The sequence below is a fragment of the Enterococcus sp. DIV0574 genome, from assembly GCF_051711125.1.
In the GTDB taxonomy this organism is placed as follows: Bacteria; Bacillota; Bacilli; order Lactobacillales; family Enterococcaceae; genus Enterococcus_D; species Enterococcus_D gallinarum.
This window is the reverse complement of the sequence record NZ_JBIOMA010000001.1, coordinates 2,888,099-2,911,379: the sequence shown is the minus strand read 5'-3', so window position 1 is coordinate 2,911,379 and position 23,281 is coordinate 2,888,099. Positions and strand designations below refer to the sequence as shown.

Annotated in this window: 20 protein-coding genes; 16 read left to right on the top strand and 4 right to left on the bottom strand. The window is 41.4% G+C overall.

Annotated features, from left to right (window positions below):
* Window positions 1-356: 356 nt before the first annotated feature.
* On the top strand, window positions 357-1,388 hold the full coding sequence (queA, locus tag IGJ45_RS13935) for a tRNA preQ1(34) S-adenosylmethionine ribosyltransferase-isomerase QueA (RefSeq protein ID WP_005470202.1): 1,032 nt from the start codon (window positions 357-359) through the stop codon (window positions 1,386-1,388).
* A gap of 529 nt (window positions 1,389-1,917) precedes the next feature.
* Here queA and IGJ45_RS13930 read toward each other — a convergent pair.
* Window positions 1,918-2,595 (bottom strand): response regulator, encoded by a 678-nt coding sequence (locus IGJ45_RS13930; protein ID WP_005470204.1) that lies wholly within the window; start codon window positions 2,593-2,595, stop codon window positions 1,918-1,920.
* Window positions 2,592-4,130: a Spo0B domain-containing protein gene (locus IGJ45_RS13925; RefSeq protein WP_003128260.1), complete on the bottom strand. Its 1,539-nt coding sequence runs from the start codon at window positions 4,128-4,130 to the stop codon at window positions 2,592-2,594. The genes IGJ45_RS13930 and IGJ45_RS13925 overlap by 4 nt, the downstream gene beginning before the upstream one ends.
* A gap of 256 nt (window positions 4,131-4,386) precedes the next feature.
* Between IGJ45_RS13925 and IGJ45_RS13920 the strand changes: the two genes are divergently transcribed.
* The gene (locus tag IGJ45_RS13920; protein ID WP_225585976.1) at window positions 4,387-5,655 is read left to right on the top strand and encodes a 2-hydroxycarboxylate transporter family protein; all 1,269 of its coding nucleotides are present in this window, start codon (window positions 4,387-4,389) and stop codon (window positions 5,653-5,655) included.
* A 38-nt stretch (window positions 5,656-5,693) separates the two neighbouring features.
* Window positions 5,694-6,869 (top strand): NAD(P)-dependent malic enzyme, encoded by a 1,176-nt coding sequence (locus IGJ45_RS13915; RefSeq protein ID WP_029486340.1) that lies wholly within the window; start codon window positions 5,694-5,696, stop codon window positions 6,867-6,869.
* A gap of 82 nt (window positions 6,870-6,951) precedes the next feature.
* Here IGJ45_RS13915 and IGJ45_RS13910 read toward each other — a convergent pair whose 3' ends face one another.
* Window positions 6,952-7,659 carry a DUF975 family protein gene (locus IGJ45_RS13910; protein WP_003128265.1) on the bottom strand — a complete coding sequence of 236 codons (708 nt, stop codon included), beginning with the start codon at window positions 7,657-7,659 and terminating at the stop codon, window positions 6,952-6,954.
* Between the two features lie 194 nt (window positions 7,660-7,853).
* Here IGJ45_RS13910 and tgt point away from each other — a divergent pair, with 194 nt between their 5' ends.
* Together tgt and yajC are read left to right on the top strand one after the other, a co-directional pair.
* On the top strand, window positions 7,854-8,999 hold the full coding sequence (gene tgt / locus IGJ45_RS13905) for a tRNA guanosine(34) transglycosylase Tgt (RefSeq protein ID WP_005470211.1): 1,146 nt from the start codon (window positions 7,854-7,856) through the stop codon (window positions 8,997-8,999).
* An 82-nt stretch (window positions 9,000-9,081) separates the two neighbouring features.
* Window positions 9,082-9,420 (top strand): preprotein translocase subunit YajC, encoded by a 339-nt coding sequence (yajC, locus tag IGJ45_RS13900; protein WP_005470213.1) that lies wholly within the window; start codon window positions 9,082-9,084, stop codon window positions 9,418-9,420.
* Window positions 9,421-9,788: 368 nt separating this feature from the next.
* On the opposite strand, the gene IGJ45_RS13895 is transcribed toward yajC, so the two are convergent.
* Window positions 9,789-10,220 (bottom strand): Hsp20/alpha crystallin family protein, encoded by a 432-nt coding sequence (locus IGJ45_RS13895; protein WP_003128269.1) that lies wholly within the window; start codon window positions 10,218-10,220, stop codon window positions 9,789-9,791.
* A gap of 231 nt (window positions 10,221-10,451) precedes the next feature.
* Between IGJ45_RS13895 and IGJ45_RS13890 the strand changes: the two genes are divergently transcribed.
* From IGJ45_RS13890 to IGJ45_RS13840, 11 genes are all read left to right on the top strand, one after another.
* Window positions 10,452-11,294, top strand: coding sequence for a YitT family protein (locus IGJ45_RS13890; RefSeq protein WP_005470216.1), 843 nt, complete (start codon window positions 10,452-10,454; stop codon window positions 11,292-11,294).
* 20 nt (window positions 11,295-11,314) lie between these two features.
* Window positions 11,315-12,043, top strand: a complete 729-nt coding sequence (locus IGJ45_RS13885; RefSeq protein WP_003128274.1) for a GntR family transcriptional regulator, LSA1692 subfamily — start codon at window positions 11,315-11,317, stop codon at window positions 12,041-12,043.
* Window positions 12,044-12,055: 12 nt separating this feature from the next.
* The gene (locus IGJ45_RS13880) at window positions 12,056-13,357 is read left to right on the top strand and encodes a Sapep family Mn(2+)-dependent dipeptidase (protein ID WP_005470217.1); all 1,302 of its coding nucleotides are present in this window, start codon (window positions 12,056-12,058) and stop codon (window positions 13,355-13,357) included.
* A 156-nt stretch (window positions 13,358-13,513) separates the two neighbouring features.
* The gene (locus tag IGJ45_RS13875) at window positions 13,514-14,461 is read left to right on the top strand and encodes a N(4)-(beta-N-acetylglucosaminyl)-L-asparaginase (protein ID WP_003128278.1); all 948 of its coding nucleotides are present in this window, start codon (window positions 13,514-13,516) and stop codon (window positions 14,459-14,461) included.
* Between the two features lie 50 nt (window positions 14,462-14,511).
* Window positions 14,512-15,858 (top strand): PTS sugar transporter subunit IIC, encoded by a 1,347-nt coding sequence (locus IGJ45_RS13870; protein ID WP_005470219.1) that lies wholly within the window; start codon window positions 14,512-14,514, stop codon window positions 15,856-15,858.
* A gap of 13 nt (window positions 15,859-15,871) precedes the next feature.
* Window positions 15,872-16,393, top strand: coding sequence for a GrdB-related putative oxidoreductase (locus tag IGJ45_RS13865; RefSeq protein WP_003128281.1), 522 nt, complete (start codon window positions 15,872-15,874; stop codon window positions 16,391-16,393).
* Window positions 16,394-16,408: 15 nt separating this feature from the next.
* Window positions 16,409-17,473 carry a M42 family metallopeptidase gene (locus IGJ45_RS13860; RefSeq protein ID WP_005470220.1) on the top strand — a complete coding sequence of 355 codons (1,065 nt, stop codon included), beginning with the start codon at window positions 16,409-16,411 and terminating at the stop codon, window positions 17,471-17,473.
* A gap of 12 nt (window positions 17,474-17,485) precedes the next feature.
* Window positions 17,486-18,565 carry a M42 family metallopeptidase gene (locus tag IGJ45_RS13855; RefSeq protein WP_003128283.1) on the top strand — a complete coding sequence of 360 codons (1,080 nt, stop codon included), beginning with the start codon at window positions 17,486-17,488 and terminating at the stop codon, window positions 18,563-18,565.
* Window positions 18,566-18,895: 330 nt separating this feature from the next.
* The gene (gene adhE / locus IGJ45_RS13850) at window positions 18,896-21,487 is read left to right on the top strand and encodes a bifunctional acetaldehyde-CoA/alcohol dehydrogenase (protein WP_005470221.1); all 2,592 of its coding nucleotides are present in this window, start codon (window positions 18,896-18,898) and stop codon (window positions 21,485-21,487) included.
* Between the two features lie 258 nt (window positions 21,488-21,745).
* Window positions 21,746-22,234 (top strand): hypothetical protein, encoded by a 489-nt coding sequence (locus IGJ45_RS13845; protein WP_005470222.1) that lies wholly within the window; start codon window positions 21,746-21,748, stop codon window positions 22,232-22,234.
* A gap of 45 nt (window positions 22,235-22,279) precedes the next feature.
* Window positions 22,280-22,828: a GNAT family N-acetyltransferase gene (locus IGJ45_RS13840; protein ID WP_003128287.1), complete on the top strand. Its 549-nt coding sequence runs from the start codon at window positions 22,280-22,282 to the stop codon at window positions 22,826-22,828.
* The last annotated feature ends 453 nt before the right edge of the window (window positions 22,829-23,281 follow it).

Here is a 23,281-nt window from a genome sequence, read left to right as displayed (position 1 = left end):
TTGAACGATTAAGAAAGAAATATGAAGACTATCGCAAAGAAATTGACTCGAAAAAAGTCATGGTTTTTTATAAAAACAACAGCAGTTATGTTTATGACACATTGAAAAAATGTGCTCAGCAAGAAAAAATCCCACGTGAAAAAATTTTGTTTTATTCACAAAACGATAAAGCAGATAAAAAAGGCAGAAGATTCCGTGTTATCGGTTAAAATTCTCTAATAGATTAGGAGCACCGTGAAAAGGTTCTAGTCTCTCTAGCGCTCTTTTTATTTAAAGCTATGCCTAGTTTCCTAATTGGCGAGTAATCTCTAAACATGATAGAATAGACGGGCATATGAAAGAAAGAGAGTGACGACATGCTTACAACAGAAGATTTTGACTTTGAGTTACCGGAAGAATTGATCGCTCAAACGCCGCTTAGCGATCGCTCCAGTTCCCGCCTATTGGTCGTGGACCGAGAAAGCGGTGCAATGGAAGACAAACATTTTTATGACATTATTGATGAATTAGCTCCTGGCGATGCCCTTGTGATGAATGATACTCGCGTTTTGCCCGCTCGTATCTATGGCGAGAAAATCGAGACCGGCGCTCATCTAGAGATTTTATTGTTAAACAATATCGAAGGGGACAGTTGGGAAACATTAATCAAACCTGCCAAGCGAGCAAAAGTCGGTACGAAGATCACCTTTGGCGACGGTCGCTTAGAAGCGGTCGTTGAAAAAGAACTCGAACATGGTGGCCGAATTATTCGATTCAGCTATGATGGGATTTTCTTAGAGATTTTAGAATCTTTGGGTGAAATGCCATTGCCGCCATACATCAAGGAACGATTGGAAGATCCAGATCGTTACCAAACCGTTTATGCTAAAGAGAATGGATCTGCAGCGGCACCAACGGCCGGTTTGCACTTTACGCCAGAATTATTGAAGAAAATCGCTGATAAAGGGGTCAAATTAGTTTATTTGACCTTACACGTGGGTCTAGGAACTTTCCGCCCAGTTAGCGTCGATAATATTGCGGATCACGAAATGCACAGTGAATTTTATCGATTGACGGAAGAAGCGGCGGCTCAATTAAACGATGTGCGGGCAAATGGTGGGAAAATCGTTGCGGTCGGAACGACTTCGATCCGTACATTAGAGACGATTGGTACCAAATTTGATGGCGATATCAAAGCCGACAGCGGCTGGACGAGTATTTTCATTACCCCCGGCTATCAGTTCAAAGTTGTCCAAGCCTTCTCAACGAATTTCCATTTACCGAAATCGACATTGGTAATGTTGGTCAGTGCCTTTGCCGGACGCGATCTAACATTAGAAGCTTATCAGCATGCCATCGATGAACGTTATCGCTTCTTTAGTTTTGGCGATGCCATGTTCTTAAAATAAAAAACTGAACGACAAGAGCGGCTCGTTAAGTTGGGATACTTCTCAACTTTTTGAACTGCTTTTTTGTCGTCCAGCTTATAACTAAGGGAAGGTATAAGTGGTGGTCGCTGATGGTTGGTTCATGCAAAGCAATTGTTTCTCAAAATTTGTTTTCTTTTACAAACTTACACATGTTTCGTGTGTACTGATACAACGTAATAGACGTATCCTTTTTTCGAAAAGATTCTCGATTTTGTGTTACGCTTTTCTGTTACTTTACACGCTTGATACTAGGTGAAACTTGTACGTTCAACAACTTTTAGTAGATTGAGTTTGCGATATTTACAAGACCACCAACAGAGTTGCTACCTTCCTTACACCTATACTATAGCATATTTAGGAAGCGTTTGCAAATAGGTAGGGTATACAAAGTACAACGATCAATTCACAATTTAAAATCTAAAAAGCTGACTTACTAAAACATCGTTTATTCAATAATCAGCAAATCAGCAATCACTCGTTGACGTTCCTAGAGAGAGTCCACTAATTGTTAGGATCGTTGGTAAACTTTATAAGGGCGTCCGATTTTGGTATAGATAATCTGACTGGTAACATAGTTATTTTTTTCTAAGTAAAGCATGTATTTACGGACTGAGACATGAGAAAATCCGCTGATCTCTACCAAGTCTGGGATCGTGAAAGTGTCTGGAAATGTTTGGATAGCCGCTTTGATGCGATCCATGGTATCAGGAGAGAGTCCTTTATCCAGTTCTGTAAGGGATGACTCGGGACTCTTCTTTGCAACCATTATTTGATCAATGGTTTCTTGGGCAAGACTGTCTTGTTCCAAAGCTTCTTGCCGTTTTAGAAATAGTTCGATGCTTTGCCGGAAACGTTCATAGGTAAAGGGCTTGACGAGATAGTCCAGAACACCTAAATGTAGTCCATGCTGAATAGTTTGTGTCTCATTGGCTGCTGTGATCAAGATCACTTCGATGGCTTGCTGAGAGTTCCGGATCTCTTTGAGCAAGTCTAAGCCGTTGCCATTTTTCAAATGGACATCTAGCAGCACTAAATCAACTTGTTTGTTTTGTAGTAAGTATTCAGCATCTGTCACAGCATCTGCCGAATAGATTTCTTGAAATCTGCCGATTTTTTCTAAATAATTCCGATGGATAAATTCCACCATTGGGTCATCTTCGACAATTAATCCATGTAATGGTTTCATTTTATCACCCCATGATAATGCGTTTGTAATTGGAGAACGACAAAGTTAGGTTGTTCTTCTATCAAAAACTCTGCCTGGTAATCTTTTAACATTTGTTGGAAATAGTTGCTGTGAAAACTATCCTGCAATTGCTGCTGATCCGTTGTGGTCAGCTGAATGGTATAGGTCGTTGTCAGCAGGCCTGTTTCATGATGGATCTCGATCCGCAAATCTTCTATGGTGTTTAGTTGCAACAAAACATGATGAATATACCGGTAAAGATCGATCAACGATTTTGTTTCAACTTCTTGCGAATTGGCGGGAATTTCTGGTGAAATCTCGATCATCAAGTGGATTTTACGCTCAAAGAACTTTTGACGTTCGCCAATCAAAAATCCAGCAACTTGCGGATTCTGAACTAAAAAAGACAAGCGATGAGAGAACTCTTTTTCTGGAGTCAAAATATCATCCAGATAAATTTTCAATTCATCATAGGCTTTTAAATCAGCGAGCCCATAGATCACATGCAGTTTATTCATAAACTCATGGGACTGAGACTGCAGCGCACTGGCGTAAGCAGTAGTATTGGCTAACTGATCCATGACGAATAACGATTCTGTCGCATTGCGCAAAAACACGATCCAACCGATCCGTTTCTGATCCACATTGATCGGTGCAGAGGAAAAAAGAAAATCCTGTCCATTTTGCCGATAGAGCTGTTCAACATTTCGCTCCAAGTCTACAGCATCGGTCTGCAAGATCAAATCCTGCAAATGTTTGCCGACCAAGGAGTCATTGTGTCCACTGTTCTTTTGGTAAAGCTCGTTGGCGGCGATATTTGCCAAATTGATTTGTTGGTTCAAATCCAATACAATGACCGCATCTTTAGTTTCTTCCAACATGGCATTGCGTTCTTCAAAGAGACGTGAGATTTCTTTTGGTTCTAAATTATGAAGTTGCCGTTTCAAATAATAGGCAAGTCCAGTTGCTGCAAAGGCGGCGATTGTGATACTTAATGCTAAGGCAAGTAGATACCCTTCCCGAGAACTCTTTACTAAAGCACTCAAGGACTGCATACGGATCCCTAAAGCTACTACACCGATTTGTTTTTGCGATTCAGTGAGGGAATAGACGGGAACGAATCCCCGCAACGAGCGACCCAATGTTCCTTCACTGACAGAAACATGTTCTTTTCCTTCCAATGCAGTGACTTCATCACCGCCTTCGAAGTGTTTGCCGATTTGGGTCTCATCTGGATGAGTCAAACGAATGGCTTGCATATCCATAACTACCACGAAATCCAACCCGTGTATGTGTGTCACTTCATTTGTGTAAGCTTCCAATTGATCGTTGGAACGTCCTTCTTCCAAAGCGGTAGTCACTTGTGGATCGATCGCCAGCTGTTTACCGACGGACAAGAGCAGGTGTTCTTCGTTGGAGCGAATAAATGTGGAATTTTGAATAAGGACTAAACCATAAAGAATGGAAGTGACAATGAGTAAGACGATTGTAAAGACTAAAGTCAATACCCCCCATAACCGTAACCCTTTTTTCACTACATTTCCCCCTTTATTCGTAAATTATAACATAGCGGCGGAATCCCTAAAGACGCTTTAATTAATTTAAATACTTAAAATAATTAAATAAACTACGAAAAAGAAAACGCTTGCTTTAATCTGTGTGTAACGAGGTACTCGTAGAACTAGTAGATCAATTTAGGAGGAAAGCAAAATGGAAAAGCATATCGAACCCCATGTGGCGAGAGAACAGGTTGAATCTAAAGCAAAAGAAGAGAAGCTAATTGATCGGTGGATGAAAATCAAAATTGGATCAGTTCCGCTGCCAGTATACATTGTTTTATCAACAGTCATCGTAGTCACGGGTCTGTTACAACAATTACCCGTAAATATGCTAGGTGGTTTTGCGGTCATTTTGACTTTAGGGTGGTTATTAGGAACGATTGGTGCCACTATTCCTTTTATCAAGAATTTCGGTGGTCCGGCAATTTTATCTTTATTGGTTCCATCTATTTTGGTTTTCTTCAACTTAGTCAATCCGAATATTCTTGAGTCTGCCGATATTTTGATGAAGCAAGCCAACTTCTTATATTTTTATATTGCTTGTTTAGTTTGCGGCAGTATTTTAGGGATGAATCGCAAAATCTTAGTCCAAGGTTTGATGCGGATGATTATTCCCATGATGATTGGGATGATCTGCGCCATGGGTGTTGGTACGCTAGTTGGTGTATTATTAGGTTTAGAATGGCAACATACGTTGTTTTTCATCGTTACTCCAGTGTTAGCTGGCGGGATCGGTGAAGGAATCTTGCCTTTATCACTAGGCTACAGTGCCATTACTGGTATGGGGAGTGAACAGCTGGTCGCACAACTGATTCCAGCAACGATCATTGGTAATTTCTTCGCGATCATGTGTACCGCATTGCTCTCTCGCTGGGGAGAAAAACGACCAGATCTTTCTGGGGGTGGACAATTGGTCAAAATGAAAAATGATGATGACATGGCAGATGCGTTAAAAGATGATTCCGGCGCTTTTGATATCAAGAAAATGGGCGCTGGTGTGCTGACCGCTTGTACACTGTTCATTGCTGGTAGTTTACTGCAGCATTTGACTGGGTTTCCTGGTCCTGTATTGATGATTGTCTTAGCCGCTTTTTTGAAATACTTGAATGTGGTACCGGCAGAAACACAACATGGCTCCAAACAATTGTATAAATTTATTTCCGGCAACTTTACTTTCCCATTGATGGCTGGTTTAGGATTGTTGTATATTCCATTGAAAGACGTTGTGGGAACACTGAGTGTCTCTTATTTCTTAGTCGTCATCAGTGTAGTGTTCACGGTAATTGCCACCGGGTTCGTCGTATCACGTTTCATGAACATGTATCCCATCGAAGCCGCAATTATTTCTGCTTGTCAAAGCGGTATGGGAGGCACAGGAGACGTAGCGATCTTAAGTACCGCTGACCGTATGAACTTGATGCCTTTTGCCCAAGTAGCTACCCGTTTAGGCGGCGCCATCACAGTGATTGCCATGACCGCAATCTTGCGAATGATTTTTTAATAAAAAATAGAAAAAACGATCAACTATTGGAGGAACGAATCATGTCAGAAGATGTAAAAGAAATCGCTTTGCGACAAGCCAAAGAACATGGCGGTAAATTGGAAGTAGTATCAAAAGCGGCGATTGAAAATCGAAGAGACTTAAGCATTGCCTACACTCCGGGTGTCGCTGCCGTATCTTCCGCGATTGCAGAAGATAAACAGCTGGCCTATTCATTGACAACAAAGAAAAACACAGTCGCTGTTGTAAGCGATGGTTCTGCTGTGTTAGGTCTTGGTAATATTGGAGCAGAAGCAGCAATGCCGGTCATGGAAGGGAAAGCCGCTTTGTTCAAGCGATTTGCAGATGTAGATGCTATTCCTATCGTTTTAGATACTCAAGAGACAGAAGAGATTATTGCGATCGTCAAAGCAATTGCACCGACCTTTGGTGGAATCAACTTAGAAGATATCAGTGCGCCGCGTTGCTTCGAAATCGAACAGCGGCTGATCGAAGAGTGTGCGATCCCGATTTTCCACGATGACCAGCATGGGACGGCAATAGTTGTCTTAGCGGCTGCTTTCAACAGCCTGAAATTGATTGGCAAATCACTAGCAGAAGCCAAAATCGTTGTCAATGGCGGTGGTTCTGCTGGACTTTCTATTACTCGTAAGTTTTTGGCAGCTGGTGCAAAAAATGTCATTGTCGTAGACAAGGTGGGGATCTTGAATGAAGAAAATGATCAGTTACCACCTCATCACGCAGAGATTGCTAAAGTGACAAACCGTGACCATCTTTCTGGTGATTTGCAGACAGCGTTGAAAGGTGCTGATATCTTCATTGGTGTTTCTGCTCCAGGAGCACTGAAGAAGGAATGGATCGCTGAGATGGGAGATAAGCCTGTGATTTTTGCTATGGCTAATCCAGTACCGGAAATCTTCCCAGACGAAGCCTTAGCAGGAGGTGCCTATATCATTGGTACTGGACGCAGTGATTTTCCTAATCAAATCAACAATGTGTTGGCTTTTCCTGGTATTTTCCGTGGAGCTTTAGATGCTCAAGCCCGCAAAATCACGGTTGAGATGCAGATTGCCGCAGCAAAAGGAATTGCTAGCTTGATTCCAGACGAGGAGCTGTCACCAACAAACATTATTCCGGATGCTTTCCAAGAAGGAGTAGCCAAAATCGTTGCGAATTCAGTCAAAGATGCTGTGGAAGCAAAACGTGTCAATTAACGGAAGAAACATTACGTTGAGAACAATTTTTCATTCAATCAAAAAGGACCTTACTTTGATATGTCAAAGTAAGGTCCTTTTTTTAAGCTAATGTCTGTTTTGGCAAGTTTTCATAAAAGGCTGCTTTGGTAGCACTGATATAAGGTGTCAACCAAAGATACCCGATACCAGCTGTGATAATGGCTAGAATGTGCCAGCCAATAAAACTCAAATCAAGTAAGAACAGTTTTCCTTTATACCCTTTCATCAATCGGCGGCTAGCCGTGATGCAAGCAAGAAAATCTGGCCGTGTACCTGTTTGCTCATAGGTATCATAGTAGATGAAGTATGCTTGTGAGTAGGAATAGGATTTGATGATTCCTGGAATCACAAATAATAATGCCCATAAACTAACGAAAATCGTTGATAAAATATAGATGACAATGATACCAAGTGCGAATACACCGCTAAATCCACGAAAGACATCAGAAAATGGACGAATCTCTTGTTTATTGCCGCGTAACAAATCAAGGAATGTCCAAGAAATCCCGGCACCAAACAATGCTGAGAATAATCCGCTGATCAAGCCACCGCCACTACCGCCAGTTGAGTTCGACGCTTCATTGATGGATTGACTATCAAAGGCACCATTTTGACTTAATGCCATCAAAGGCAACACAACAATCACTACGATCACAACAGCAAAAGCAATAGAGATCAACGTAGGGACCAAGCACATCAATACGCTATCTTTCCAGCGTCCATTCAGAACGGATTTGGCTTCACTTTTTAGTTGTCCTCTAGTTTTCATAAAAAAACCTCCTTTCTATCTGTTTAACATGATAGCAAATGAGCATGGATTGTACAAAAAATAAAGCAAAGAAAGGAAAGTTTTTTTGAAAAAGAGGAAGAGAAGCTGAAACCTTCTTGCAAATTCCTAACGCAACCCTTATCATTAATAGCGTTGCACAGTTAATCGAGTCTATAAAGAAAGTAGGGAAATGAATGTCGCAACCTGCCATTCGTTATCGTCTGATCAAGAAAGAGAAACATACAGGTGCCCGTTTAGGTGAATTGATCACACCGCATGGCACTTTTCCAACGCCAATGTTTATGCCTGTAGGAACTTTAGCTACTGTTAAGACCCTTGCACCGGAAGAACTGAAAGCCATGGGCGCTGGTGTCATTTTAAGTAATACATATCACTTATGGCTGCGACCAGGAGAAGATCTAGTGGCCGAAGCAGGTGGGCTGCATAAGTTTATGAATTGGGATCAGCCGATTCTAACCGATTCTGGTGGCTTCCAAGTTTTCTCACTAGCAGATATGCGAAATATTGTTGAAGAAGGTGTCCATTTCAAGAACCATCTAAACGGTTCAAAAATGTTCCTTTCACCAGAAAAAGCTATCGATATCCAAAACAAACTAGGTTCGGATATCATGATGAGTTTTGATGAATGTCCGCCATTCGATGAAAGCTATGAGTATGTCAAAAAATCAGTAGAGCGGACTTCTCGCTGGGCAGAACGCGGATTGAAAGCTCATGCCAATCCAGATTCTCAAGGCCTATTCGGGATCATTCAAGGGGCCGGTTTTGAAGATTTACGGAAACAAAGTGCGCAAGATTTGATCAGCATGGACTTTCCTGGTTATTCGATTGGCGGTTTGTCAGTAGGCGAGCCAAAAGCTGAAATGAATCGCGTCTTGGAATTTACCACACCATGGATCCCTGACCACAAACCTCGCTATCTGATGGGGGTAGGAGCCGCAGATTCTCTGATCGACGGCGTTATTCGCGGGGTCGATATGTTTGACTGCGTATTACCGACTCGAATCGCCCGTAACGGAACATGTATGACGTCTAAAGGTCGTTTAGTCGTGAAGAATGCCCAGTTTGCCCGAGATTTCCGACCAATTGATGAAAACTGTGATTGTTATACTTGTAAGAATTACTCACGGGCGTATATTCGTCATTTGATCAAATGTGATGAAACATTCGGGATCCGATTAACTTCTTATCACAATGTTTATTTCTTGTTGAATTTGATGAAACAAGTCCGTCAAGCGATCATGGATGACAACTTGCTGGAATTCCGGCAACATTTCTTCGAAGAATATGGCTTCAATAAAGAAAATGCCAAAAATTTCTAATTTATTCTGGTAAAACGGTAGGAATACACGTCAGATTCTGATAAAGTATCTATAGAAAAGTAAAAAAATCGAGGTGAAAAAAATGGCACAATCTTTACCAATGCTCTTTATGCTTGTTGCTTTGGTGGCAATGTGGTTCTTCATGAGCCGTTCACAAAAGAAACAACAGCAAGAACGAAAAAACTTATTGGAAAATATGAAGGCTGGAGATCGCGTAGTAACAATTGGCGGACTTCATGGCGTTCTTTCTGAAGTAAATACAGACAAGAGTACAGTTGTCATCGACTGTGAAGGTATTTTCTTAGAGTTCGATCGGGCAGCGATTCGTACCGTGACACCTGGTACTGGTGCATCTGTTGCAACTGAAATCGAACCAGCTGATGTTGTTGATGAAACAAAAGCAGACGATACAAAAGAATAATTTTTTTTGATCCGTCTGACAAAGACAGCTAGGACTAGAGCGTGGGACAAAAGTAAAAAAAACTTTTGTCCCACGCTCTAAACACGTCTAGATGGTGGGAGCAGAAGCAACTCCTTCGGAAACAAGTCGAAATACCCCAAAATTTGAGAAGCAATTTCCGCGTATTCCTTCTTATTTCTAGGAGTTTAGCACCTCTGTCCCAGCCTCTTTTTTTATAGAGTGGCGTTTGTCCAGATTTTCGCTTGTTCTTTAGCAAGAGCAAAAAAATCAGCAAGCAAAGCATGGAGAACAGGTCTTTTTCTACATTAATAGCCCCCTTAACAAGCATTTCTGTTAAGGGGGCTGTTTGTTTGGTAAAAGTGATGCTGCTACTCGATCGGAATGGTTTTCTTAGGTTCTTTGCCGTGATCATCTTTTGGCAAAGTCAATTTAAGAATACCTTCAGAATAAGAAGCTTTGATGTCGTCTTCTTTGACATTTTCTAGCAAATATTGGCGACGAACACTTGTTAAACTACGCTCGCTGCGTACTAGTTTTCCTTTTTTATCTTCAGTCGTAGTATCCGATTGATGTTGACCAGCAATCGTCAAAATACCATTCTCATAAGTGACTTGAATATTTTCTTTAGGAATACCAGGCAGCTCTGCTTCAACGAGATATTCCGAATCATTTTCGTGAATATCTGTTTTGATCATGTTCGCTTTAAAACCATCAAAAAAACTGCGACCAAAATCTTCGAAGAAATTAAAAGGTGTCATACTATAGGCATCTGAGCGACGAGGTTCAATCTCATGTGACATAATAATCAATCCTTTCTTTATTTTTCTTTCCAATTATTATTTTAGTCAAAATTAGTCAGTTTTCAAGTATTTTACTCTCTTTTTCTAGCCCGCATGTCAGGATAAATTTTACCCCTCGATCCTGAGAAAGACTATGGATCAGCAAAGGCGGTTTCTTTAAAGAAAATAAGTTTTTTGATGACAGTATATACTTAATGATATATACTATAATCGAAGCGGAAGGAGATGCTTATGCCAAAAAGAATAAAACGATTAGCTGTTGCACTCATTTATGCACTGTTATCATCCATCGCATTGAATATGTTCTGGCTGCCAGGAAATATATTTGCCAGTGGAATTACTGGACTTTCACAATTATTGTCGCAGCTCTTGGAAGTATACTTTGGTAACGAGTGGTCAATCCCTGTGTTGGTCTTATTTTTTAACGCGCCATTGTTAGCGATTGCATGGTGCAAAATCGATCGTGATTTCGCGCTTATGACGGTTTGTACTGTCTTCCTCTCATCTGTTATGATGAAGGTGGTCCCAGTTGTCACATTGACTACAGATCCAGTCATCTGCGCTGTTTTTGGCGGTGTGCTCCATGGGTTTTCCGTTGGTCTGACTTTAAACGATGATTTTTCCACAGGAGGATTAGATATTTTAGGGATCTTAGTGAAGAGAATGACCGGCAAAAGTATTGGCAGTTTCTTTATCTTTTTCAATGTCAGTCTCCAACTCGTTGCTGGAATGATTTTTGGCTGGCCGTACGCTTTTTATAGTGCAATCTCTTTCTTTATCAGTGGTCGAATGGTAGACTACGTGAATCTCAAGCAAAGGCGTGTGCAATTACTAGTAGTAACCGAAAAAGCAGAAGGTGTCATTGCAACATTACAATGTGCACTTCAGCGAGGGATCACAGTGATCAATGATGTTGAGGGGGGCTTTGATCATCAACAGAAGAAATTGTTGCTTTTAGTCATCTCCCAAAAAGAATTAAAGACAGTTGAAGGAATGATTCAATCCGTCGACAACCAGGCCTTTGTTAGTGTGGCTTCTGGTGTGAGTGCGAATCGTCCATTTTATGAATGGTAGAGTAGAAAGTAGGGAATCAAGTGAAAAAACAAGCCGTTTTTCAGGAAGTAGCAGATAAAATCGCCCAACGTGTCAATGATGGCACTTATGTAACGAGTCAGAAGCTGCCTTCTGATTATGATTTAGCGGAAGAATTTCAATGCAGTCGGCTAACTGTCCGCAAAGCCATCGATCTTCTGATCACCCAAAATATCCTAGTCAAAGAAAAAGGCAAAGGAACGTATGTGATGAAGCAGCCAAAGATCCAGAGTGGATCTGGCGGATTGCAAAGCTTCACCGAAACGGCCAAAGCCCAAGGGAAAAAGACCCGAACCGAAGTATTACAAGTAGAGACAGTGAAAGAATTACCGACTAAGATCCGACAGATGTTCGGCAACTATGGGAAAGAACCAATGGTGTATCTGACTCGTTTGCGTTATTTTGATGATGAACCGATGACGGTGGAGAACCTCTATGTATTGAAGCGTTATTTAGAAAAAGAGTCCGGCGAAATCACCAAAGATCAGTTAGAGTCTTCTTTATATGAAGTGATCGAAGCCAACATTGAGATTGGTTATTCCCATCAAGAAGTGGAAGCGGTCAAAAGTCCGCCAGACATTGCCAAGCTATTGCATGTATCCGAAGAGGAACCAATGCTTCTCGTCCATTCGATGACTTATTCCCCTTCTGCGAAACCGATCTTGTTCGATACATCTTTTTATCGTGCAGATAAATATACCTTTAAAAATACATTGGTACGTCAAAAATAAGGGGTGGCAAAAATGGACCAAATCAGCACAGCCATTGAGGAAAACTGGCTGGATTTTCTAAACTTACTCAAACAAGTCATGCAAGTTCCTAGTGTCAAATCTGAACCTATGCCACAGGCGCCCTATGGTACGGAAACTCGGCGAGTTTTGTCTTTGGTAATGGAAAAAAGTGCCGCTTTTGGATTTGGAACAAAGGTGATCGATGATGCGATCGGCTATGCACAGTGGGGACCAGAAGGGTCAGACTACATCGGTATCCTGGGACATCTCGATGTGGTGCCTGCGGGTTCAGACTGGGATTTTCCGCCGTTTGATTTAAGCGAAAAAGACGGCCGCCTTTATGGTCGGGGAATTCTAGACAACAAAGGACCAATCATTAGTTGCCTTTATGGGATGAAATTATTGAAAGAATTAGGACACCAACCGAAAAAAAATCTGCGGATCATTTTCGGTACGGATGAAGAAAGTGGTATGTCGGATGTTCCTCATTATTTGGCCGCAGAACAACCACCTGTGTTCGGATTTACGCCAGATTGTAAGTATCCGGTAGTCTATGGCGAACGAGGGGTCGTCAATGTAGCGCTCCATTTTCCGCTGCCAGACGATGAACTACAGCAACTCACTTCGTTTCAGGGGGATCAATTCCGAGACCATGTTCCTGACGACTTGAGTGTAAGCATTGCCGATCAGAAGTTTGAAGTCACAGGGAAACGTTCTCCAAGCAATGCTCCTGAATTGGGAGAAAATGCAATTTCGATCCTGGCAGCCCAACTGGCTGAGAAACAAACTATTCCTCCAACCATACAATCTTATTTTCGTTGGATCTGTCAAAGCTTTCATCAGCAGCATTTTGGAGAAGGGATTGACTTGGCGCTGGCTGATGAAGATTCTGGTAAATTGATTTTGACGCCTGTCGTGATACAAAAGTCTCTCACAGGATTAGTGATGGAAGTTGCCTTTCGCTACCCAGTGACTGTTACAGAAACAGACGTATTGTCCCGTTTGAAAAGGCAACTGCCTATCGGTGTCGAATTAGAAGTCATTCGCAGTATTCCCGGGTTTTGCCGAGACAAAGAATCAACCGAAATAGCTAAACTGTCGACGATTTATCACACAGTCACAGGCAATGACCCTAAACCAGTAACCACAACAGGGGCAACCTATGCACGCAAAATGCCGAATATCTTGGCATTTGGTCCGTCTTTTCCTGGTCAAAAAGGGATTGCACACAATAAGAATGAGTACATGGACAGTGCTGACTTACGGATGAATTTAGAGATCTACATGCGCAGCATCAAAGCATTAACAGAATAAGAATGCCCTGGATGAATCCTCAACAATAAAAAAAATCCGAAACGAGTTTCTTATAAATCAATGAGAGTTGAAAGAAACTCGTTTTTTAGTATAGACATACTAGTATATACCATATAGAATATACTTGTAAGCGCTACAAATGATGGAGGGAAAGATATGTGGGGAATGATTGCAACTTGGCGAATGGCACACGATGGTGTACTGGCAGCCAAAGAACTTTTAGAAGGACAAGCGTCATGCAAAGATGCAGTAGAAACTGCCATCAAAGCAGTGGAAGATTATCCATTTTATAAATCAGTTGGTTATGGCGGATTGCCAAATGAACGCGGAATCGTCGAAATGGATGCCGCTTTTATGGATGGTGAAACATTTAAGATTGGTGCCGTTGCAGGGATTACCGATGTTGCCAATCCCATCTCAGTTGCACGCCAATTGAGTGATGAGAAATTCAATAGCTTTCGAGTAGGGCAAGGAGCCACCGAATACGCGATGTTGGCTGGATTTGAACGTAAGAATATGTTGACCGATCGGGCAAAAAAAATCTGGGAAAAACGATTAGCAGAAATCGCTGCTTCCAACCTCGATCCTTACGATGGCCATGACACGGTTGGCGTTGTTGCTCTCGATACGCAACAGCAAATGGCAGTCGGAACCTCTAGCTCTGGTTTGTTCATGAAAAAACAGGGTCGAGTGGGAGATTCGCCATTATCCGGCTCAGGATTTTATGTAGACAGTACGATTGGCGGAGCTGCCGCTACAGGTTTGGGTGAAGATTTGATGAAAGGCTGTCTTTCTTATGAAATCGTCCGCTTGATGGGAGAAGGTCTTTCACCACAAGCCGCTTGTGACCGGGCTGTTTATGGGTTTGAAGAACGATTACGCAAACGTTATGGCAAAGCAGGTGCCTTTTCGTTGATAGCATTGGATAAAAATGGGGCATGGGGGGTGGCAACAAATGTAGAATTCACATTTAGCGTTGCGACAGCTGACCAAGAAGCGGCTATTTATATGGCCAATCCTGGTCCAGATCAAACCACGGTGATCACACCGATCACGCAAGAGTGGCTTGATGCATATGAAGCACGCATCAAAGCACCGGTATGATTTCAAAAAAAGAGGATTGCAAAGAGCAAGATCTCGAAAGGAAGAGTGGAATGTTCGATAAATTAGAAAATGTGTTGATGCCGCTTGCGGTAAAGTTAGGGCAGAACAAAATTTTGATCGCAGTGCGTGATGGCTTTTTGATCACGACACCATTAGTGATTGTAGGATCGATTTTCTTACTGTTCGCAAATTTTCCAATACCAGGGTGGTCAGAGTTTTGGGCAGGAATGTTTGGTACAGGTTGGGAGTCGTGGGTCACTCGGGTTTCTGGTTCTGTCTTTAATACAGTTGGCTTCTTTTCATGTCTAGGAACGGCGTATGCTTATGGACGGGAAAAGAAAACCGATCCCATCCAAGCGGCAGCGGTAGCCGTGATTGCGTTTTTGATTTTAACACCAAATAAGCTGATCGTTGAAGGAGTGGCAGATCCAATTAGCGGGCTTTCTTTTGATCACTTAGGAACAAATGGGATTTTTGTCGGTTTGCTCGTCGCACTTATTTCTGTAGAAATTTATGCTTATACAACAAAACGAGGCTGGACCATCAAGATGCCTGATGGGGTTCCACCTGCTGTAACGAAATCCTTTGCTGCGCTGATTCCAAGTGCACTAGTCATGCTCTTATTTTTTGTCATCAATATATTATTTGGTATGACCCCTTTTGGTACCGTCCATGATTTTATCTTTAATGTCTTGCAAATGCCATTAAAAGGAGCCGGTAATACATTAACCGCACAGATTTTCTATAGTTTAGCCTGTACGATTTTTTGGTTCTTTGGGATTAATGGTCCGGCGGTAGCCAATTCTGTATTTGCGCCGATCTTAAGAATTCTAACCATGGAAAACCTAGATGCCTTTCAAGCTGGTAAAGATTTGCCAAACATCTTCACGGATCCATTTTCGAACTTCTTTACCAACTTTGGCGGCGGTGGTTCTACACTTTCCCTTGTAATCATCATGGTCCTCTTCTGTAAATCAAAACGGATCAAAGAACTAGGGAAACTTTCGCTCGTTCCTGGAATTTTCGGGATCAATGAGCCAATCATCTTTGGTTTGCCAGTCGTATTGAATCCAATCATTATTATTCCTTTTATCGCTGTTCCAATGGTTAATCTGCTTTTATCAACATTGGTAACCAACCTAGGAATCATTCCTTATACAACCGGCGTTTCATTGCCATGGACGACCCCGATCGGCTTCTCAGGGTATTTGAGTACAGGAAGTCTGGTTGCCTCTGTCTGGCAATTGATTCTATTAGCCATTGGTTGTTTGATCTACTATCCATTCATTATGGCATTAGACAAGCAATACCTGAAGGATGAACGGGAAGCAGAACAAGCCAAAAGTGAAGAACTGGAATTGTCGTTTGATGATATTTCCATCGATCACTTGTTATAGAAGGGGGATCACAATGAAAATAATCTTTTTGCTGGATCAAATTCAAGCCGGACTTGGTGGGAAAGAACATGGGGATCAGCCATTAGGGGGGCAAAAGACAGCGATTGGTTCTGTCAAAATGTTCGAAAAGTTATTAAAGGAAAAGAATATGGAGGTTCTTGCCACGATTTATTGTGGTGATGACTATTACCGAAAGCATGCGAAGGAATCTTCTTTAAAGATTGCCGCAATGGTACAGAAATTAGGCGCAGATGTGTTGCTTTGCGGTCCATGTTTTAATTATGAAACATACGGGGAAATGGCTGCTGAAGTTGCGAAAGTTGTCGAAGAGAAGGTTCAGATCCCTGCTGTTGCGGCGATGTCCATTGAATGCCAAGAGGCAATCACAAGATTTAAAGATCAAGTAGATATTGTAAAAATGCCAAAAAAGGGTGGTACTGGATTAACAGAAGCAATGAACGAAATGTTGACTCTTTGTCAGTTGAAAGCAGAGAAAAAAGATACAACGGATTACGTGAAGGAACATTGTTACTAAGGAGTGGTAAAGCAGATGGGACAAATGGATCAGCTCGAAAAAGTGGTCAAAACTCCCGGAATTTCCGGAAGAGAAAAAACAATCTCTAAATTATTGAAAGAGTATTATGCACCTTACTGCGATGAAATCATCTATGACAATCTAGGTTCGATCTATGGGGTCATCAAATCTGAAAAGGAGAATCCAACCACTGTTTTAGTGACTGCCCATATGGATGAACTTGGGTTTATTGTCAAAAAAATCGAAGAAACCGGCTTGATTCGCGGACTGATAATGGGGAAAATCGAGCCGAATAGCTTATTGGGACAGGAAGTCCACCTGTACAATCGACAAGGGAAAGCCTTCCCAGGCGTCATTTTAGGACGAAACAAAGCAAACCAGGTTCAGGGAAAAGAGGACGTTTTATTAGATTTTGGTTTTTCTTCAAAAGAGGAAGCATTGTCAGAAGAAGTTTCTTTGGGAGATATGGTGACATTTGCGCCCAAATTTACTGTCAGCAAAAATGGAAAAGAATGGATCGCTCCAAATTGGAATGGACGGATTTCTGTCAATCAAACGATTGATTTGTTACGTCAAATTTATGAAAATCAACTCAGCTTCCCTTTTGATCTATATGTTGGATGTACGGTTCAGGAGCAAGTCGGTGCCAGAGGTGCTCAAACAGCAGCGAATCTGGTTGCACCAGACCTAACGATCATCCTAGATACAAATCGAGCCTGGGATTATCAGGAAGATGCTGGCGATGTACAAGGAGAACTCTCAAAAGGAGTTCTATTGACATATTATGATCCTTCCGTTTTGCCAAATCGGTTGCCGATGGAAGAATTGAGAAAAATCTGTGAAGAGGCAGCATTGCCATATCAATATTATTTCTCATTAGAAGACTCAGACGGTGCTTGGTTCAACAAATTACGGACGGGATGTCCAGTCTTATTTATGAACATGCCTGTAAGAAATATGAACACAGCAGCTCAAGTTGTTTCGCAAGAAGATTATGAAACAGTCGGTCAAGCCATCTATCTTTTTCTGAAAGACTTAGACGAAGCAGCGATTGTTTCATTCAAAGAAGAAAACCGCTAGGAGACGATCCCTATGAGAGCTGTAGACTTAGAAATCCTAAAAGAATTAAGTGAAGCCGATGGTATCGGCGGCCGGGAAAAAGAAATATCCAGAATCGTGAAGAAATATGCAGAAGGAGCAGTTGATTTCTGTTTTTATGACAACCTTGGTTCATTGATCTTAGTAAAAAAGAGTTCTAAAGCGAATGCGCCCAAAGTGATGTTGTCAGCCCACATGGACGAAGTCGGTTTCGTAGTTCGAAAAATCACCAAGGAAGGTTATTTGAAACTCTTACCGGTAGGCGGCTGGTGGGGACACGTCATGCCCGCACAGGAAATGCGTGTCACAACGATGGAAGGCAAGAAATACACAGGGGTCATTGGAAGTCGCGCGCCCCACGGGATGCCGCCAGAAGAAAAGAATAAAGTGATCCCAGCTAATGAATTTTATTTAGATATGGGGGTTCCGTCAGCTGAATATATTCGCCAGTTAGGAATAATGGTAGGCGACATGGTTACACCTAAGACGGTCTTTCGTGAAATGAATGATCCGAATTACTTGCTAGGGAAAGCGTGGGATGATCGAGTTTGTGTGGGTGTCTGTATTGAGGTCATGAACGCTTTAGCCAAAGAAGAGCTAGCTGTTGATGTCTACTTTGCGGCAACGACTCAAGAAGAAGTCGGTATACGAGGTGCCCGTACAGCTGCCCACAGCATTAAGCCCGATTTGGCGATTGCGTTAGATGTCACTACCGCTGTAGACACTCCCTTTGATCAAGGGGGATTGCAACTGGGAAAAGGTCCTGTACTCTCTGTTTTGGATTCGCTAACGATCGGTAATAGTGAACTGCTTGCAAAAATGGAAGAGATTGCAGTAAGACAAAAACTACCTTATCGGCATGACTTCATGACTGTTGGAGGGACAGATGCTTGCAACATCCATAAAGCAATGACAGGAGTTGTTGCAATGACAGTATCGATTCCGACAAGGTATATGCATTCCTCAAGATTAATCATCCACAAAGAAGATTATTTGCAAACAATCATTCTATTGAGTGAATTTTTGAAAAAAATCACCTCTGAAGAAACACGCTCCTTCAAAATTGGACAATAGAGTGTTATTGTTCATCTATGTAAATGCAAAACCAAAATCAGTATCCATCATACTAAGAACCGATATATTTGAGAATCAATCAAATATATCGGTTCTTTTTCTTGGAAAAAGCTTGATAAAAGCAACGATTGTTCAATAAAGCACATGGATACTCGAGTCACTTAAACATCAGATTAAAATAACTCGATATGTTGAAAACGCTTGATTTAACTTATTTTTAAAAAACTGTGAAAAAAATCACAGAAATTGTTTACAAACGAAAAGAGTTATTGTATGATGTATATGTGAAGTAATTAACAAATAAATTGTTAACGAACTAGGAGGATTACAATGGCTAAGACATTGGAAAAAGAAGTGACGATCGATGTACAAGCAATGATCGATGATCTTGCAAAAAAAGCAAACGTGGCCTTAAAAGAAATGGAAAACTTTGATCAAGAGAAAGTAGACCATATCGTACACGAAATGGCTATGGCAGCCTTAGACAAACATATGCCGCTTGCAAAAATGGCAGTTGAAGAAACGGGTCGCGGAATCTATGAAGATAAAGCAATCAAAAATATGTATGCTTCAGAATATATTTGGAATAGCATCAAACATGACAAAACAGTTGGCGTGATCAATGAAGACAAACAAAAAGGGTTGATCGAAATTGCTGAACCAGTCGGGGTTGTCTGTGGGGTAACTCCAACAACGAACCCAACGTCAACAACGATCTTTAAAGCAATGATCGCATTGAAGACTCGGAACCCAATCGTGTTTGCTTTCCATCCATCTGCTCAAAAATGTTCAGCAGAAGCAGCGCGGATCGTTCGTGATGCAGCAATCGCAGCCGGTGCACCAGAAAACTGTGTGCAATGGATCGAACATCCATCAATCGAAGCAACAGGCTTATTGATGAATCACCCAGGAATCGCCATCGTATTGGCAACTGGTGGTGCAGGCATGGTCAAAGCTGCATACTCAACAGGAAAACCAGCCCTAGGTGTAGGTCCAGGTAACGTCCCTTCTTACATCGAAAAAACAGCAAAAATCAAACGCGCGGTCAACGATTTGATCGTTTCTAAAACATTTGATAACGGAATGATCTGTGCTTCTGAACAAGCAGTGATCGTTGATAAAGAAGTCTATGCAGCTGTTAAAGCAGAGTTTGAAGCTCATCAAGTATACGTGGTAAAACCAAAAGAATTGCAAAAACTTGAAGATGCAGTGATGAATGAAGGCAAATATGCTGTAAATCCAGCAATTGTTGGACATTCAGCAATGGAGATCGCAAAATTAGCAGGCATCAAGGTGCCTGAAGGTACGAAACTATTGATTGCAGAACTAGATGGCGTGGGTGCAGATTACCCATTATCTCGCGAAAAACTTTCTCCAGTTCTAGCAATGATCAAAGCAAACAACACAGAAGATGCTTTCCAAAAATGTGAAGCTATGCTTGATTTAGGTGGATTAGGACATACAGCGGTTATCCACACAGAAAATGAAGATTTGCAATTGGCATTTGGCTTACGCATGAAAGCTTGCCGTATCTTGGTGAATACTCCATCTGCTGAAGGTGGTATCGGTAATATCTACAATGAAATGATCCCTTCATTGACACTTGGTTGTGGTTCATACGGAAAGAACTCTGTTTCTCGTAATGTTTCTGCTGTGAACTTGATCAACGTTAAAACTGTAGCGAAACGGAGAAATAATATGCAATGGTTTAAATTACCGCCAAAAATCTTCTTTGAAAAGAACTCTCTATTATACTTAGAGAAAATGGAAAATGTTGAACGTGTCATGATCGTTTGTGACCCAGGAATGGTTCAATTCGGCTACTGCGATACCGTTCGCGAAGTTCTTGCTCGCCGCAAAAACGATGTGAAGATCGAAGTCTTCTCAGATGTAGAACCAAACCCATCAACAAATACCGTTTATGCTGGAACGAAGATGATGGTTGATTTCAAACCAGATACAGTAATCGCTCTTGGTGGTGGATCAGCAATGGATGCTGCGAAAGGCATGTGGATGTTCTATGAACACCCAGATACATCTTTCTTTGGCGCAAAACAAAAATTCTTGGATATCCGTAAACGGACATACAAGATCGACAAACCAGAAAAAACTCAATTTGTATGTATCCCAACAACTTCCGGTACAGGTTCTGAAGTAACCCCATTTGCGGTTATCACAGATAGCGATACGCATGTGAAATACCCATTAGCAGACTACGCATTAACACCAGATGTAGCGATCGTTGACCCTCAATTCGTCATGTCAGTTCCTGCTTCTGTAACAGCAGATACAGGTATGGATGTATTGACCCATGCGATTGAATCTTATGTGTCGGTAATGGCATCTGATTACACTCGTGGGTTGAGCTTACAAGCAATCAAGTTAGTCTTTGACTACTTAGAAAAATCAGTGAAAACACCGGATATGGAATCTCGCGAAAAAATGCATAACGCATCAACAATGGCAGGTATGGCCTTCGCCAATGCATTCCTAGGTATTTGTCACTCAGTTGCTCACAAAATTGGGGGAGAATATGGTATTCCTCACGGACGTACCAATGCGATTCTTTTACCGCATATTATCCGTTACAATGCCAAAGATCCTCAAAAACATGCGATGTTCCCTAAATATGATTTCTTCCGTGCTGACACAGATTACGCAGACATTGCGAAATTCTTAGGTCTTAAAGGAGAAACAACTGCGGAACTAGTTGAAGCATTAGCAACTGCGGTTTACGAATTAGGTAAATCCGTTGGTATCGATATGAACTTGAAAGCACAAGGCGTGACTCAAGAAGTATTGGATGCAACTGTAGATCGTATGGCTGAATTGGCTTACGAAGACCAATGTACAACTGCGAACCCTAAAGAACCATTGATTTCTGAATTGAAACAAATCATTGTGGATGCTTATAACGGCTAAGCAATGAATGCACCAATCCCCTCGGTATCTTAGCTGCCGAGGGGATATTTTTTGTAGTTGAGAGATACAATGAATTGAGTTAACTGTAGGGTGGTGCAGAAACTAGTAAATTTGACTATAAAAGAAGTGGTATGTGATATGTAATATACAGTAGAGAAAACAATTACTATTCAGCCCGTCTGTTTTTCAACATTATTCTCGAAGCTTTTCTTGACGAAGCAAAAGAAAAACGCAACAATAGAGTAGGAGGTGGTACCGATGGACACAGAGGCCTTAGTGTTAGATTTACTCGTTCAGCAAAAACAAATGGAAGCGTTACAAAACTATTTAATGAAAACATCAATGGTTGAAGATGAAGCAAGCCAAACGTTTCTTTTTGACTTAAAGGATTATGTCGATAGTTTATCTTTAGTGACTATTTACGAAACGGCACCAACGATAGAAGAACGTCAAGTGGAAGAGATGTCGGCTATTCTGGGAGATCAGGCTCAAACACTTCGAGAGTTAATCCGGCAACTAGAAGAACTTGAAGATGCTGGGAAGAAGGATTTCTATGGTCAACAAGACGGTGAGTTGCGCCGAACGATTGCTGGGTTAAAAGGTATCCTCGAGTTAAATGGATTACTTTTACAAGATAATCTTACGTTTCAGAGAAAGTGGAAGGACACCGATGGTACAGTGGTAGTCAAAGAAACAGCGTCCGAAAAAAATGGCTTTTTTCAACGTTTGTTTGGTAAAAACAAGTAGCTTCAGTTTTATTTTTCAGCAGTTTGATGTTTGAAAAGGAGAAAGATGAAAAATCATATACAATTGAAATCAATCACCGAAGAAAACCTTTCTGCTCTTTGGTCGATCAGTTATGGTCCTAAAGCTGACTTAGAGTGGAAAAAGTGGGATGGACCTTATTTTCAGGACCCTATCCTAACCTGGGAAGAATTCAAAAATGGATTTGGCAAAAATTGTTTAAATAATCCATTACGGAAGGCTATTTATTATCAAGGAAGGCTTGTAGGAATCGCCACTGCATATTGGGAAGATGGCAATCTGCATCAATGGCTTGAATTTGGTGTAGCAATCTATGATGCCACTATATGGAATCATGGGGTCGGTAGTCATGCGATGCGTTTGTGGATCACATTCTTATTTGAACAAGAACCACTCATCCAACGGATCGGATATACGACTTGGTCAGGCAATCACCGGATGATGAAGGTTGGGGAAAAACTGGGCATGACGAAAGAAGCACAAATCCGTAGAGTTCGTTATTGGGAAGGCCACTATTATGACTCAGTAAAATACGGTGTGCTGCGAGAAGAATGGAACCAAAGAATGGGCAGGTAAGAAAAAAACTGCACTGTACCAATAAACGGGATTTTTTGTTCCGTCTGTTGGCATCGATAACAGATCTAACTGCTAAAACGTAAAAAATATCTATTTGTGGATCCAGCTGGGGATATTCCTTGCTGGTCTTTTTTTGTCGCCAACTGTTATTGATTGTCTTGCTCCACAATATCGAAAGACGAGGAAGCTAAGAAGCAGCTTTATTTCAGCTGATCAATTTACAATTTTAGATGCAATCCTTTTTTGAAAGTCATGGGAGAGTAAGCGTAGATACACTGATTTTTGTTTGAAGCAAAGTCAAAGCAGGTACAGCTATTTTTTTTGCTACCATTATTCCTAGAAATACTTTGGTCTACAGATACAGTAGTTATTAATTTTTAGCAAATGAAATGGCGTGATTGGGGTGTGAAAAGTGCGTAACGTTCGTGCTATATTTCACTAGTTAAGTTATAA

What these genes read in the sequence shown, in the direction of transcription:
- queA (WP_005470202.1), top strand. Translation starts at nt 357, where the DNA reads ATGCTTACAACAGAAGATTTTGACTTTGAGTTACCGGAAGAATTGATC.
- IGJ45_RS13930 (WP_005470204.1), bottom strand. Translation starts at nt 2,595, where the DNA reads ATGAAACCATTACATGGATTAATTGTCGAAGATGACCCAATGGTGGAA.
- IGJ45_RS13920 (WP_225585976.1), top strand. Translation starts at nt 4,387, where the DNA reads ATGAAAATCAAAATTGGATCAGTTCCGCTGCCAGTATACATTGTTTTA.
- IGJ45_RS13910 (WP_003128265.1), bottom strand. Translation starts at nt 7,659, where the DNA reads ATGAAAACTAGAGGACAACTAAAAAGTGAAGCCAAATCCGTTCTGAAT.
- tgt (WP_005470211.1), top strand. Translation starts at nt 7,854, where the DNA reads ATGTCGCAACCTGCCATTCGTTATCGTCTGATCAAGAAAGAGAAACAT.
- yajC (WP_005470213.1), top strand. Translation starts at nt 9,082, where the DNA reads ATGGCACAATCTTTACCAATGCTCTTTATGCTTGTTGCTTTGGTGGCA.
- IGJ45_RS13895 (WP_003128269.1), bottom strand. Translation starts at nt 10,220, where the DNA reads ATGTCACATGAGATTGAACCTCGTCGCTCAGATGCCTATAGTATGACA.
- IGJ45_RS13890 (WP_005470216.1), top strand. Translation starts at nt 10,452, where the DNA reads ATGCCAAAAAGAATAAAACGATTAGCTGTTGCACTCATTTATGCACTG.
- IGJ45_RS13880 (WP_005470217.1), top strand. Translation starts at nt 12,056, where the DNA reads ATGGACCAAATCAGCACAGCCATTGAGGAAAACTGGCTGGATTTTCTA.
- IGJ45_RS13875 (WP_003128278.1), top strand. Translation starts at nt 13,514, where the DNA reads ATGTGGGGAATGATTGCAACTTGGCGAATGGCACACGATGGTGTACTG.
- IGJ45_RS13870 (WP_005470219.1), top strand. Translation starts at nt 14,512, where the DNA reads ATGTTCGATAAATTAGAAAATGTGTTGATGCCGCTTGCGGTAAAGTTA.
- IGJ45_RS13865 (WP_003128281.1), top strand. Translation starts at nt 15,872, where the DNA reads ATGAAAATAATCTTTTTGCTGGATCAAATTCAAGCCGGACTTGGTGGG.
- IGJ45_RS13860 (WP_005470220.1), top strand. Translation starts at nt 16,409, where the DNA reads ATGGGACAAATGGATCAGCTCGAAAAAGTGGTCAAAACTCCCGGAATT.
- IGJ45_RS13855 (WP_003128283.1), top strand. Translation starts at nt 17,486, where the DNA reads ATGAGAGCTGTAGACTTAGAAATCCTAAAAGAATTAAGTGAAGCCGAT.
- adhE (WP_005470221.1), top strand. Translation starts at nt 18,896, where the DNA reads ATGGCTAAGACATTGGAAAAAGAAGTGACGATCGATGTACAAGCAATG.
- IGJ45_RS13845 (WP_005470222.1), top strand. Translation starts at nt 21,746, where the DNA reads ATGGACACAGAGGCCTTAGTGTTAGATTTACTCGTTCAGCAAAAACAA.
- IGJ45_RS13840 (WP_003128287.1), top strand. Translation starts at nt 22,280, where the DNA reads ATGAAAAATCATATACAATTGAAATCAATCACCGAAGAAAACCTTTCT.